Raw genomic sequence first — 13,606 nt, forward strand, 5'->3', positions numbered from 1 at the left:
TTTTTAATTCCAGTTATTTGATTCATCTAAAACTATCTCTATAAATTTTTCCATGGCAGGAAACACCTTTTTGTTTTTATGATAAATTATTTTAGAATAGTACTTTTCAAAAGTTTCATCTAAGTCCTCTGCTTTTATACTATTATTATTCAATTCTTCCTTAATTGAATAGAGAGGAAGTACTGATGCTCCAAGCCCATTTATTACACATTTTTTAATTGCTTCTATACTAGAGAGTTCTAAAGGATTTTTATATTTTATTTTCTTCAATTTCAGATAACTCTCAAATGAATTGCGAAAGCTACATCCTTTCTCGCTAAATATTACATTTTCGCTATTTGAAAATCCACTACTCGATATCATAACCAACTTTTCTTCCTTTAACTTTGTAATAAACAAGTTATCGTCTAAAATACTTGGCTCAATAGTGAAAATTAAATCAAACTCACCATCATAAAGTCTTTTCCTTAAATCGCTGCAAATTGAATTTTTTAAAACTATAGATACTTTAGGATACTTCTCTTTATAATTTCTAAGTATTTTATCAATCCTATATATCGATAGTGATTCACCAGCTCCTATTACTATTTCTCCTTTAACCTCATCCGCCTCTTTGCTCATATTATTTATTTCACTATGAATTCTTAGCATTTCTCTAGCATATGGAAGTAACTGCTTTCCAAAGCTGGTTATAACTATTTTCTTGCCAAGTCTTTCAAATAGTGTTTGTCCTAATTCTTCCTCAAGCGCCTGGATATGTGTTGTAACTGTTGATTGAGCATACCCTAAATGTTCTGATGCCCTTGTAAATCCATTCTTTTCAACCACTGAAACAAATGTCTGTAAGTGTCTTATTTCCATACTAATTCATCTCCTTATTTTTATATTATCATATTTATCGATTATAAACTTCATATATTTCAATTTTACTGATTATAAACTTAGACATATACTTTATATACGAGGTGATTTTATTATGAAAAAAATACTTTTATTATTAGCAAATGGTTTTGAAGCTGTCGAAGCAAGTGTTTTTACTGATGTATTAGGGTGGAATATGCTGGAAGGAGATGGAAGCACACTTGTGGTGACTGCTGGGATGCATGACAAAATAAAATGCACTTGGAACTTTACAGTATTACCTGAAATTAAAATTAAAAATGTTAATGTGGATGATTTCGAAGCTCTTGTAATTCCTGGGGGCTTTGAAGAAGCTGGATTTTTTATTGATGCCTACAGTAATAGTTTCTTAGACTTAATAAGAACTTTTAATGCTAAAGGAAAAATAATAGCTTCTGTATGTGTTGGCGCTCTCTCTATTGGGAAGAGCGGAATATTAAAAGGCAGAACTGCTACCACTTATAATTTAAATGACAGGAAAAGACAATACGAATTATCGAAGTTTGGAGTGAAGATTCTAGAGAATCAGCCAATTGTAATAGATAAGAATGTTATAACTTCCTATAATCCTTCTACTGCATTTAACGTAGCATTTACTCTTTTAGAAATGCTTACATCTACCGAAAATTGTACTAAAGTAAAAAAATTAATGGGATTCATTTAAATAAATCCCATTAATTTTTTATCATTATTCAGATTTATTAGTTTTAACAAATACATAATTTTCAACATACTTATGAAAGAATATTTCTCCAACACCTGTAGCTACAGCTGCAACAAGTGCATCGATAACCGATATACGAACATTATACCAGGAATAATTAAACATAAGTATAATTAAAAAAGCAAGACCAATATCTGAAAGGGTTGCAACAAAATTGTTAGAAACACGTAAAATCATAAGATCTCCAACAATGTAGGCAATTGCTGTTACTGCTATTGAAATATATACTATATCTCCAAAGGTCAAATTAGTCATAAGTTTAAGTACAACTTCTAAAACAATTGTAACCATTACAAACTTTATTATTAATGCCAATGCATGTTTCATTGTAATGCCTCCTTTGTAGCTTTTTTATATAACTAGTATTCCTTTTATTATTTCAAATATCCGTTTTTAATAGCTACTAAATTCAAAGTAATTGTTTTATTATACGCATAAAAAAGAAGTATGTTTTGATAACATTATGACAAAACATACTTCTTCTTAAACTTTAAATTTTAAACTTATTTATTATACTATTAAGTTCTTGTGACATTGCCGTTTGATTTTTAGCTGTGTCTAAAATTTCATTGATTCCGTTTGACGCTTCATTAATACTATCATCTATAACGCTTATATTTTCTGAAGAACTCTGTTGAAGCACTGCTGTATTTTGTACAGCTTCACTTACTTGTTCGATTGCTGTGTTTAATTCGTTAACCATTGATGCAATTTCAGTAGACATGCTACTTATAAAATCTGCATCCTCATAATAATTATCACCTATTTTATTGAGCTCTCCCAGCTGATTGGATATATCCTCTTGTATAAACCTTAATATCTCTTCACTACTTGTAGCTATATTCTTAAATGCATTTTCTACTTTTATAGTTACATCTTTAATACTGTTAGCTGTTTTTGATGAACTTTCAGCTAATCTTCTAACTTCATCAGCTACTACTGCAAAACCTTTGCCTTGTTCTCCCGCTCTAGCTGCTTCTATTGACGCATTTAAAGCAAGAAGATTAGTTTGCTCTGCTATGTCCGTTATTGCCTCTGTCATAAGTCTTATATCTTGTACAACTTTTCCTTCTTCAATACAACTTAGAATTCTATCTTTTTTCTCTTTATAAACTTCATCTATTTTTTCAGATGTGCTCTCAACTCTATTTTTAACTTCTGACGCTCTTGTTTTAGCTCCTTCAGAATTATTTCTACCTTCGTTAGCCTTATTTGATAATTCAGTTACATAAGAGTTTATCTCTTCTACTGATGCTGTAATCTCCTCTGATGCAGCACTTGTACTCATTATGTCTGAAGATATCTTTTTTGAGCCTCCATTTATTTCATTAAATTTTACCGACATATCACCTACTGTAGACGAAAGCTTTTCACTAGAAATACCTAGCTTGTCAGAAGAGGTCATAATACTTTTAACCATTTTTATAAGTTCCTTTTTCATTCTAACAAAGGACTTAATCAAAACTCCAACTTCATCGTTGTAATTCAAAAGAAAATCATAACTCTCATCATTTGTTAAATCCAATTCAGCTGTCCTATTTACAAAAGAAGTTGTGGCTATAATAGGTTTAGCTATAACTCTTCCTATAATAACAGCTGCAAATGTTCCTAGTGTAATTAAAATCAATGCTAATACAGTTATATATATCTTTAAACTTGAGAATCCGCTTAGCATTTCTTTTTTTGGTGCATCTACTACCATTATATTCCCATTAATTAATTTACTGTATGCAAACGCTCTACCTTCACCATTTAACTTATAGTCTTCAACCCCATTACTGTCAGATGCCATTTTATCAGTATATTTGCTGAATAAACCATTATTTACTTTTTGAAAACTATCTTTAGTCGTATATTTCTTATCAACGACAAAATTAAATTTGTCATTAAGTAGATAGGCATATCCGCTATTATATAGCTTAACATTATTTATCATCTTAACATAATCATTGAAATATAAGTCGATTGCAATTACGGCAACTAATTCACCATTTTTAAAAATCGGTTTAGTATATGCAATTCTCATATCCTTACTATTTGCATTTGAGCTTTCTGATGCATCATAATGAGGATCACTCCAAATTGCTTTCTTGGAATTCACAGGATTATAGTACCAAGCCATACTTTTTTTACTTGGATCAAAATCACTTATTGAAAATTTACTTATCTCTTTAACCTGGCTTCCTTCTTTTTCATAGCAAATCTGATACAAATTTTTTGTTACTTCCGGATTGAATAAAACAGTAATTCCTAAAACCTTATTATTTTTAGTAGCAATCTCCTTCATATATTCATCAATCGATTGCACATATTCATTCGTATAATTTCCATCAATCTTAGCTCTATTTGCATCAAAATTAGAATTTATTAAGTTTTCTACATCACTTGTGGATGTTTCTGTGTTAAGCAAAAGCTTATTTACATCATTAGCTTTATTTTGAGATACCTCCATTAGTTTATCTTCTGCCTCATTAGTAACTAAACCCGTAGTTTTTTGAATACAGACCACTGCTGTAATAACAATAGACAGAATACAACAAATAACAATAGGCAGTATTATCTTGAAACTTATATGTTCTTTTGTTTTTTTTAATAATTCCATTTACTTCACCTCTTGCTTTTATACTTTTCTATAATACATCTATTATCGAAACACAAAAGAAAAATATTAGAATTATTTTAAATAATATACTCTTAATCATAATAAAACCATCAACAGATGCACACGTGTTCTCTTTATATAAATTAAATATCCATATTTTTTTCCTTTAATAAATACTATTCTCCAGCAACCTTAAGTTCCTTTAATTTTCTAAATTCAAAGTTTTCAAGAGGAACTTCACTTAAAAATTCAATCACTTCATTAAAATTATCCACTAGATTAATATTCTTTTCATCAAGCATAGCTCTTAGCGCGACGTTCTCCCAATCAATCCATCTTACATAACTATTACATTCCTTGATATAATCTCTAAATTCACTATTCCCTTTTAAAACTTTTTTTACCTCTTCACATATAAAAAAGTTACAAACGAAGCTTCTGTATTGCTGTGGTAAAGCGCATCCTTTTTCAGGTTCTACAAAAGGACATGCTCTAAAGAATATAGATTTATCTTTAACATCCTCATATTGATTATTAGAACTAATATACTTATTAAACGACGTCTTATCAAAATATCCTTTAGCATGAATATAATAATTATAAATTTTAGTACTTTGAATGTTAAGTATCTTTCTTAAAGTTTCACGTCCAAGATTATTTTTAGACATTTTATGAATTTCATAAAGCGTAAACTTAGGAAAGTACCAGCAGCATCCCCTGCTTTTTATTTTACACATACTTTTTCCATAAACGCTATTACAATTGCTACAGGAGCTGCATGCATATTGCGGTGTTCCATGATCCAATTTTAAAAAAACCTTAACCAAATTTACCCCTCCCATTAAATACAAGTTCTATATAATAATATCCTTGCCATAAAACTCAAACTCCAAACTGCATATATAAAAAACTATGACTAAAATTATGATTGCAAAATTGATCATAACCTCTAGTCATAGCCTTCGTGAAATTAAGTTTTATATATTTAATTTTAAATTGAACTCTCTGAAAGCTTATTATTGAAATTTCTTCTATATTTTATCAAGCATGGAACCTCATAAGCTAACATTACTATCCATCCTCCCAAACAACTAAAAGCAATTCCAACCATACCTATTCTAGGTGCAAGTATATATGAAAAAGCTACTCTTCCTACTATCTGAGAGAACGTAGATCTTAAGGTGATTTTCATATCTCCCATACCTCTAAAATACCCTTGCACACCATTTGTCCAACTTGGAAGTAAGTAGAAAAATGCCATTAGCTTTAGGTAATAAGAACCAATGCTTATAACCTTTACTTCGCTTCCACTTACAAAAAGTTTCATTATAGCCGTAGATCCTAAATAGACTATTCCAACTAAAATACACCAATACAACGTCTCGAGCTTCATCCCTGTTAAGAAACCTTTTTTTATACGCTTGTACTTATTTGCTCCTCTATTTTGAGCTAAAAAAGTAGTCATAGCATTGCTTATGCTTTGTTCTGGTGCAAATGCAAAATCGTCTACACGGTTTACTGCATTGAAAGCTGCAATGGAATTTACCCCCAAAGGATTAACCGCTCCTTGTACCATAAACTTACCTACATATAAACAGGTCTGCTGCATTGCTGTAGCCCAACTATAATTCACAGTTGATCTTAAAAGGCCTTTATCAATTACCATATCTTTAAAAGAAAACTTTAGTATTGGTATTTTAAAATGAACATACACAATACAAAAGACACAGGACATCATCTCTGCTACAGATGTTGCAATGGCTGAACCGGCCACACCCATTTTAAGCCAAACAACAAATACAATATCCATAACTACATTTAAAACTGCTGATATCATCAAAAAAAGCAGCGGATTTTTAGAATCTCCTATACTCCTAAGTGCAGCTGCATATATATTATAAAAAAAAGTAAATATAAGACTTATAAATATAATCCTAAGATATATCGCAGCTTCCGGAATTATTTCCTTAGGTGTTTTTACTAGCCCTAATATAGGTTCTGTGAAAATCACACAAATAATAATAATTAAAACAGTAAATATAAATCCAGCTATAACTGTTGTAGAAATCTCTCTTCTTAATTTTTTTACGTTACCTGCTCCGTAGTATTCACTCATAAGAACAGATGCTCCAAGACATATTCCAACTATAAAAAACATGACTATATTCATAATAGGATTTGCTATACCAACTGCTGCTAAAGCATTCTTTCCAACAAATCTTCCTACAATAATTGAATCAGAAGCGTTATAAGTTAATTGAAATAGATTGCCAAGGATTAGGGGAATAGCAAATTTAATCAAGTGCTTTGACACATTCCCTTCTGTCATATCTGTAGCCAAACTTTTCACCATCCAATACCATTTAATGCACACGCTAACAACAAAAAATTTTTTTTCTATAATTTAAGTATATACCTGTTCACATTTAAATTAAAGAACCGATTACTTCAAATATTTTTACATAAAAAAAGTATGCCAAACAAAATATAAATTTCATTTGGCATACTAAAATATTTTTCTTTATGCAGTTACTTTGCTCATCATTACATCAGCTAGTTGTTTAATTGAATTTCCTTTTAAAAGTTCAACTACAGAAATAACAATATCAAAGTTAACTTTAATCTTATGTTTTATTTCATTAGCCATCATTGAATCTATGCCAAGATCACTAATGGCATCCTCAACTTTTATCTTTGATGCATCAATCTTAGTAACATCCGAGATTATATTCTTAAGACGATTCTCGACAGAAGACTTTTCATCCATGCTTTCTTCAATAGCAGCCTCTTCTAAATCATTTTCTAAAATAGTGTTTTTACTATGCGAAGTATTTTTTGGTTTTTCCTCTTCCAACAAATGTTCAAAGGTTAATGGTATATTTTCTGTGAGATAAGATTTTGTAGCAAGCGACCATTTTACATTAGGAACTACACAAACCTCAGAAAGCTTAGTTCCTATAAGTGATTCTAAAATCTTCTCACCAGCTGCTGGAGAAATGCTTCCTACACCTCTCTCCTCAAAATATTTTGTTAAATCAAGCTCTTCAGCCATTCCTACCTCTGACCATGGTCCCCAATCTATAGCAAGTGCTGGCAAGCCTTTTGATCTTCTGTAATTTGCAAGAGCATCAATAAAAGCATTTGCAGAGGCATAATTACTTTGTCCTGCTGACACAATTAATTTAGATGCCACAGATGCAAACAAGATAAAGAAGTCAAGCTTCTCCTTTGAAAATACCTCATGAAGGTTCCATGATCCTTGTACTTTTGGAGCAAAAACCTGCCTAAAAGTATCTAAATCCATACTATCAATAGGCTTGTCTCTAACTATACCAGCGGTGTGAATTACACCAGCTATTTTAGGCCAATCTTCTTTTTTATATAATTCAACATATTCCTTAAGTTTATCTTTATCTGAAACATCAACATTTGCAATATGAATATTTGCTCCAAGTCTCTCTAGTTCTTTTACAAATTGTATTCTACTAAATATCTTAGAATCCTTATCAACACTTCTCCACTCACATCTGTTAGGCAAAGCCGTTCTTCCCATAAGTATCAAGTTTCTTGCTCCATGTGCTATCATCCATTTACTAAATAGCATACCTAAAGCTCCAAAAGCTCCTGTTATAAGATAACTTGAGTTTTTGTCAAATTCAATTGGAAGCTCATTTTTCTTTGTATCTACTCTATTAATGCGTGAAACAAATCTCTTATTGTCTCTAAATGCAATTTCAGATTCTCTATCAGGTAAAACTATCTCTTTGAATAGAGCTATAATATTGCTTATGTTAGAAGTAGCCTCCACATCAATATCAACTATTCCACCCCATAATTCTGGTTTTTCATTATAACCAAATACTCTTGAAATTCCCCAAATAGAAGACTGATAAAGTCCTTTTTCACTTCCTATTCCATTAACAAATTGTGAGCCTTTAGTAACTGTCCATATCTTAGGTGCTATATTCAATTTACTAATAGCCTTTAACATATTTAAGAGTGCAATACTGCCTATATTGGTTTGAGCTTTAAGACTCTTATCTTCAATTGATTCCTCACCATGTGCATCCAAAGGCCATAGATTTATAATTTTTGTTATTTTTTTATTTTCAGAGAGCTGTATAAATACTTTTTCAAAGCTCTCCTCTTCTTCTGGATTTACCTTAATATGTTCTCCTGATAAATTGGAAGCATACTCTACAGGAATGCACTCCACTCTATTTGATTGAGCTAATTTAATGAACTCACTTCCAAAGCCTGACTTATCGCATAATACAACCCATTTTTCCTCTGAACCTAAAAGCATACTCGCTTCTTCAGCCTTTTCCTTTTCTTCCCAGTCAAAGGAATATAAACATTTATCTATATTTGTACTATCTCTCTTCTCATCATTATTAATATTTCTAGCCTCTATTGAGTCAATCTCAGCAATTATTTGCCCAAATCTATCATATATTTTTAAGTCTGCAACCATATAATCATTTGTTGCTATTCTTGATTTAGCATAAGTCCACATGATTGGTTCAAGCTTTTTATATACTTTAAGTCCTTTAATCCCCATAGGTATCAAGCCTTCTCCTGCTGCATTCCTTACTGAAGGCATTATTGAAATCATGCTTTGAAGTGTAGAATCTAATAATGCAGGATGCAGTACATGGTTTATTTTAAAATCCAAAGTTTCAATAGGAGCTTCTATTAAAGCTAAAACTTCATCTTCGCCTCTCCAAAGCTTTTTTACTCCTTGAAAACTTGTTCCATACTGAAAACCATAGTCACTAATATATTTATAAAATTCGTCCTTACTTATAGTTTCAGTGCATCTATCTTTTATCTCATCTATAGATAATAATCTAGATTCATAAAAATTTATGCTTCTACCTAGTTTTGATATGCAATGGCTTGTCCACTTATTAGTATTACTTGTTGGTCTACTAAACACTTCTATAGTTCTATCTGAAGGATTATAACTTGTACGAACTATAGGCGCATCATCATTATTTAAGAACAATGCCCTACTAAACTGTATGTCCTTCATATAAAATTCTGAATCTTTTACTACTTTTTTAGCGCAAGCAAAAGCTAATTCAATATAACCAGTGGCTGGAAACAATATAGCTCCTTGTATTTTATGCCCACTAAGGAATGGATTTCTAAACTCGCTCATTTCTGTTTCCCAGGAAGGCTTTTCTGATCTAAGGGGACGTCCAAGTATGGAATCCATGTTTTTACCTAATCTGATTTCCTGAGACAATTCGCTCTCTATCCAATACTTTTCGCGCTGCCATGCATACTTAGGAAGTTCAATATAGCTACCAACTGGATAAGTCTGTTCCCAATTAATAGAATACCCTTCCACATAAAGTGAAGCTAAGTTTGATACAATCTCCATTAGTTCATTCTTTTTACGTCTTATAGAACAAAATACCTCACTTTGTTTATTTAAGTCTGTAAAACAATCTTGTATAGAAGTCTTTAATACTGGATGAGGTCCAACTTCTATAAATGTATCATATTCATCATCAGCTATATTTGTAATAGCCTCCTTAAACCTTACAGTGTTTCTAACATTAGAGCACCAATAATCCGCACCATACTCTGTACCTACCATTAACTTACCTGTTACAGTTGAATATATTGGCGTTTTCGCTTTATTTGGTTTTATATCTAATAATGACTCCTTTAGTCCTCCTACAATTTTGTCCATCTCGTAACTGTGATATGCAGCATTTACATTTAAAAATTTAGCAAAAACCTGCTTTTTATCAAGCTCTTCTTTTATACTTTCTAGGACTTCTCTTTTTCCTGATAAAGTAACTGATTTAGAACTATTAATAACTGCTATAGACATTCCCTGTTTATATTTTTCAAGTAAGCTTTTAGCCTCTTCTTCTGAAATTCCTGCAGCAAGCATAGTTCCCTTTCCTTCAGTTTCATTAATCCATCTACTTCTTTCGATTATTACCTTCATTGCATCCTCAAAGCTAAAAATACCAGCTTCAAAAGCTGCTGCCACTTCACCTACACTATGTCCCACAATTGCACTTGGAATGACCCCAAGAGACTTCCATACTTCTGTAAGTGCTATCTGCAAAGCAAAATTTGCTGGCTGAGCATACAGTGTTTCTCCAAGTTTAGACTTATCCTCACTTGCCATTAACTCCTTAATAAGTGACCAACCAGAATACTCCTTAACAAACTTGTCGCACTTTTCAATTACTCCTCTAAAGATTTTATTAGTTTCTAAAAGTTGTCTTCCCATTGCCCACCAGATAGGCCCCATACCTGTATACACGAAAACAGCTTTTTCTTTTTTATGAGACAGTTTACCACCTGTGAAAACTCCCTCTATATCTTCTTTTCTAATAAAGCTATCAATCTTTTCACACAATTCTTCCTTTGTATTAAATACAATTGCCATCCTATAATTATGATGCGCACGTCTTCTAGCTGCGGAATAGCATAAATCTTCTAAACTATATTCATCATCTGCCTTACGTATATGCTTCTTATATTTTTTAACCAATTCCATTAAAGCCGTCTCACTTCTTGCTGATATTGTAAGAACATATGGCAGCTCTCTTTTAGTTACTTCATTTCTATTGCTAGCTTTATTGTTTTTAGAGTAACTACTCATGACTACGTGAGCATTTGTACCACCAAACCCAAAACAGTTTATTCCTATGTAAGATTTACCTCTTTTTGAAGGCAGCTTTTCTAACTTTGTTGGAACCTTTATACACATGCTATCGAATGGTATATTAGGATTTGGAGTATTGAAATTTATACTTGGTGGTATTTGCTTCTTTTTAAGCATAAGAGATGCTTTAATTGTTGCCGCTACTCCTGCTGCCGACTCTAAATGTCCAATATTTGATTTCATAGAACCTATAAAGCACTTATCTGTATTACTTCTATCCTTTCCCAAAGCTGCCCCAATTGCCTTAGCTTCTATAGGATCCCCTACACGAGTTCCTGTTCCATGTGCTTCAATGTATGAAATATCTTTAGCTGATATCCCCGCATTTTCATACACCTCTTCCATAAGCTTTTCTTGAGCCTCACCGTTTGGAACTGTTATTCCCTTTGTATGTCCATCCTGATTTACAGCTGTAGCCTCAATAACGCAATAGATATTATCGTTATCCTCAATAGCTTTATCCAGAGGCTTTAATACTACTATTCCTGCTCCTTCCCCTCTTGCATAACCATTTGCCTTAGCATCAAAACTTTTGCACCTTCCATCTGGTGAAAGAAATCCTCCTTTTGACTCTGCTATGGTATACTGAGGATTTATCATTATATTAACCCCACCTGCTATAGCCATAGAACATTCATTATTTTCTATAGCCTTACAAGCAAGATGAAGAGAAACCAAAGAACTTGAGCATGCTGTATCAATTGACATACTCGGTCCTGTAAAATTATAAACATATGACAATCTGTTTGAAACCATAGTCATCATATCTCCTGTGGCTGACTGTGATTCAAGCAATGGTTGATTTGCCGAATTAAACTGCAGCACTTTGTAATCAACTGTAAACGCTCCTATATAAACTCCTACATCCTTACCTGCAAGTTTTGTTGTATCAATACCAGCATCCTCAAAGGCTTCCCAAGAAGTTTCAAGTAAAATCCTCTGCTGTGGATCCATAGATGAAGCTTCTCTAGGCGTTATGCCAAAAAAGCCAGCATCAAATTTGTCAATATTATTCAAATATCCCCCACGAAAAGCATGTGTTTTCCCTATAGCCGACCTATCTGGATTATAGAACAAATCAATATTCCACCTATCCTTTGGAACATCTATAGTACAATCAACCCCTTTTGCAAGTATATCCCACAACTTTTCTTTATTATCAGCTCCGCCTGGAAGCCTTAATCCCAAGCCTATTATAGCTATTTTAGCCATTCTACTCATCCCCTATTGTCTTTTAATTTTGCTACACGCAGTCTCTTTAAAATGCTGCAACTCTTTTTAATATTTATAACTTTCCTCCTTTAATTTAAGTCTAAGTGTTAATCAAAAAGTAACTCAATTATACACTTAAGTAAATAAAATTCTTTTATTTTAAAAATAGTATCTTTTACAATATAATACCATGCAATATTTCTTTTTACAATCACACCTTTTTTGCATTTTTTGTAAATTAGTTAACAATAACTAAACTTTTGATATGTTAATTTAACATTTTCATATTCAGCTTAGTTTATATTCGTAAATTGATTTTAGAACATATGTTTGATAAGATTTAAGCAAGGAGGTAATAGCATGAACTTGTCCTTTAAAATAAATTCAATGTATATATGCGTACACAATATGGATAGAGCAATTAATTTCTACGAAAATTTGTTCAATTGTAAAGTTACTGGGAAAGATGAAATTTATAGCGTATTTGATATTAACGGATTTAGATATGGTTTATTTGCAAATAAAAAAACAGGAGAAAAGAAAATTTGGGGAAATAATTGTCTCCCAAGTTTTCAGGTTAATGATATTGACTTAATTTTAGAAAAGCTGAAGGAGTTGAATTGCCCAATTGTTTTTCCTCTTACTAATATAGGGAAAAATAAAGTTTTGGAATTTACCGACTGTGAAGGAAATGCTATTGAAATAACTAGTCCCATAAAGTGATTATTTTATCTATAGAAAGATTGTACAAATTAATAACCTATCTTAAGTATGGTGCATTTTTAGAGCTTAGAAAGTAGCTTGAAATTTAATTATTACCTTTATAAACATAAGTTTCTTAACATATAAGCTTCCTAATTGGTTAAGCTATTATAGAACTAAGTTGTTAGTTCAATTTAATCATATTAGAAAAGGAGAATACACTATGAATAATAATTTAGAAGAAACAAAAAGATTAAATGCTAAATCTGCTTCACAAAAATCATTTGCAAGCTCTAGTTCCTTCAAAAATGCTGCAAGCACAAACAGTAGTGCTTTTTCTGGTTCTAACAGTTTTTCAAACAGTGCATCAGCATCAGACCCTAACCTACAAGAAGCTAGAAGATTAAATTCTGAAGCTGCTGCCGGAAGATCTTCTATGAGCTCTAGCACAAGCGGATCAAATAATAGTTTCTCTAATAGTGCCAATTCTGATCTTGAAGAAACAAAAAGACTTAACGCTGAATCTGCTGCAAAAGATCAGCCAATAGGCTCTGGTATGAGTGGTACTTTTTCTAATATTGCCGGATATTCAAGTTCAAATAGTGATCCTGCTAGCAACGACTTAGCTGAAACTAAAAAATTAAACGAACAATCTCGTAGAAATAAACAGTAGTAATAAGTATATATAAAACTTTTAAGGGTATAAATAGTTTATTACAATCAATAACTATTTATACCCTTTTACTTTATATAATTTCTTAAAAATCCT

Annotated in this window: 9 protein-coding genes; 3 read left to right on the plus strand and 6 right to left on the minus strand. The window is 31.7% G+C overall.

The genetic code is table 11. The features are described from left to right. Positions 1 to 3 precede the first annotated feature (3 nt). Positions 4 to 861: a LysR family transcriptional regulator gene (locus CA_RS17235; RefSeq protein ID WP_010966621.1), complete on the minus strand. Its 858-nt coding sequence runs from the start codon at positions 859 to 861 to the stop codon at positions 4 to 6. A gap of 115 nt (positions 862 to 976) precedes the next feature. Here CA_RS17235 and CA_RS17240 point away from each other — a divergent pair, with 115 nt between their 5' ends. Beyond that, positions 977 to 1,564 carry a DJ-1/PfpI family protein gene (locus CA_RS17240; protein WP_010966622.1) on the plus strand — a complete coding sequence of 196 codons (588 nt, stop codon included), beginning with the start codon at positions 977 to 979 and terminating at the stop codon, positions 1,562 to 1,564. A gap of 24 nt (positions 1,565 to 1,588) precedes the next feature. On the opposite strand, the gene CA_RS17245 is transcribed toward CA_RS17240, so the two are convergent. From CA_RS17245 to CA_RS17265, 5 genes are all read right to left on the minus strand, one after another. Then, a complete protein-coding gene (locus CA_RS17245) occupies positions 1,589 to 1,951 on the minus strand; it encodes a DUF2512 family protein (protein WP_010966623.1) in 363 nt (120 codons plus the stop codon). Positions 1,952 to 2,114: 163 nt separating this feature from the next. Then, positions 2,115 to 4,226 (minus strand): methyl-accepting chemotaxis protein, encoded by a 2,112-nt coding sequence (locus CA_RS17250; protein ID WP_010966624.1) that lies wholly within the window; start codon positions 4,224 to 4,226, stop codon positions 2,115 to 2,117. A gap of 176 nt (positions 4,227 to 4,402) precedes the next feature. Beyond that, positions 4,403 to 5,053: a hypothetical protein gene (locus CA_RS17255; RefSeq protein WP_010966625.1), complete on the minus strand. Its 651-nt coding sequence runs from the start codon at positions 5,051 to 5,053 to the stop codon at positions 4,403 to 4,405. A gap of 164 nt (positions 5,054 to 5,217) precedes the next feature. Beyond that, entirely contained in the window at positions 5,218 to 6,567 is a 1,350-nt protein-coding gene (locus tag CA_RS17260; protein ID WP_014519056.1) for an MATE family efflux transporter, read from the minus strand. Positions 6,568 to 6,747: 180 nt separating this feature from the next. After that, positions 6,748 to 12,135 carry a type I polyketide synthase gene (locus tag CA_RS17265; RefSeq protein ID WP_010966627.1) on the minus strand — a complete coding sequence of 1,796 codons (5,388 nt, stop codon included), beginning with the start codon at positions 12,133 to 12,135 and terminating at the stop codon, positions 6,748 to 6,750. 360 nt (positions 12,136 to 12,495) lie between these two features. Here CA_RS17265 and CA_RS17270 point away from each other — a divergent pair, with 360 nt between their 5' ends. Further along, positions 12,496 to 12,858, plus strand: coding sequence for a VOC family protein (locus tag CA_RS17270; protein WP_010966628.1), 363 nt, complete (start codon positions 12,496 to 12,498; stop codon positions 12,856 to 12,858). A gap of 202 nt (positions 12,859 to 13,060) precedes the next feature. Further along, positions 13,061 to 13,510 (plus strand): hypothetical protein, encoded by a 450-nt coding sequence (locus tag CA_RS17275; protein ID WP_010966629.1) that lies wholly within the window; start codon positions 13,061 to 13,063, stop codon positions 13,508 to 13,510. Positions 13,511 to 13,606: the final 96 nt, after the last annotated feature.

Origin of the sequence: Clostridium acetobutylicum ATCC 824 (assembly GCF_000008765.1) — a bacterium.
Lineage (GTDB): Bacteria > Bacillota > Clostridia > Clostridiales > Clostridiaceae > Clostridium_S > Clostridium_S acetobutylicum.

Bases quoted from the DNA above. Each gene is read 5' to 3' on its own strand.
- CA_RS17235 (WP_010966621.1), bottom strand. From the start codon at position 861: ATGGAAATAAGACACTTACAGACATTTGTTTCAGTGGTTGAAAAGAAT.
- CA_RS17240 (WP_010966622.1), top strand. From the start codon at position 977: ATGAAAAAAATACTTTTATTATTAGCAAATGGTTTTGAAGCTGTCGAA.
- CA_RS17245 (WP_010966623.1), bottom strand. From the start codon at position 1,951: ATGAAACATGCATTGGCATTAATAATAAAGTTTGTAATGGTTACAATT.
- CA_RS17250 (WP_010966624.1), bottom strand. From the start codon at position 4,226: ATGGAATTATTAAAAAAAACAAAAGAACATATAAGTTTCAAGATAATA.
- CA_RS17265 (WP_010966627.1), bottom strand. From the start codon at position 12,135: ATGGCTAAAATAGCTATAATAGGCTTGGGATTAAGGCTTCCAGGCGGA.
- CA_RS17270 (WP_010966628.1), top strand. From the start codon at position 12,496: ATGAACTTGTCCTTTAAAATAAATTCAATGTATATATGCGTACACAAT.
- CA_RS17275 (WP_010966629.1), top strand. From the start codon at position 13,061: ATGAATAATAATTTAGAAGAAACAAAAAGATTAAATGCTAAATCTGCT.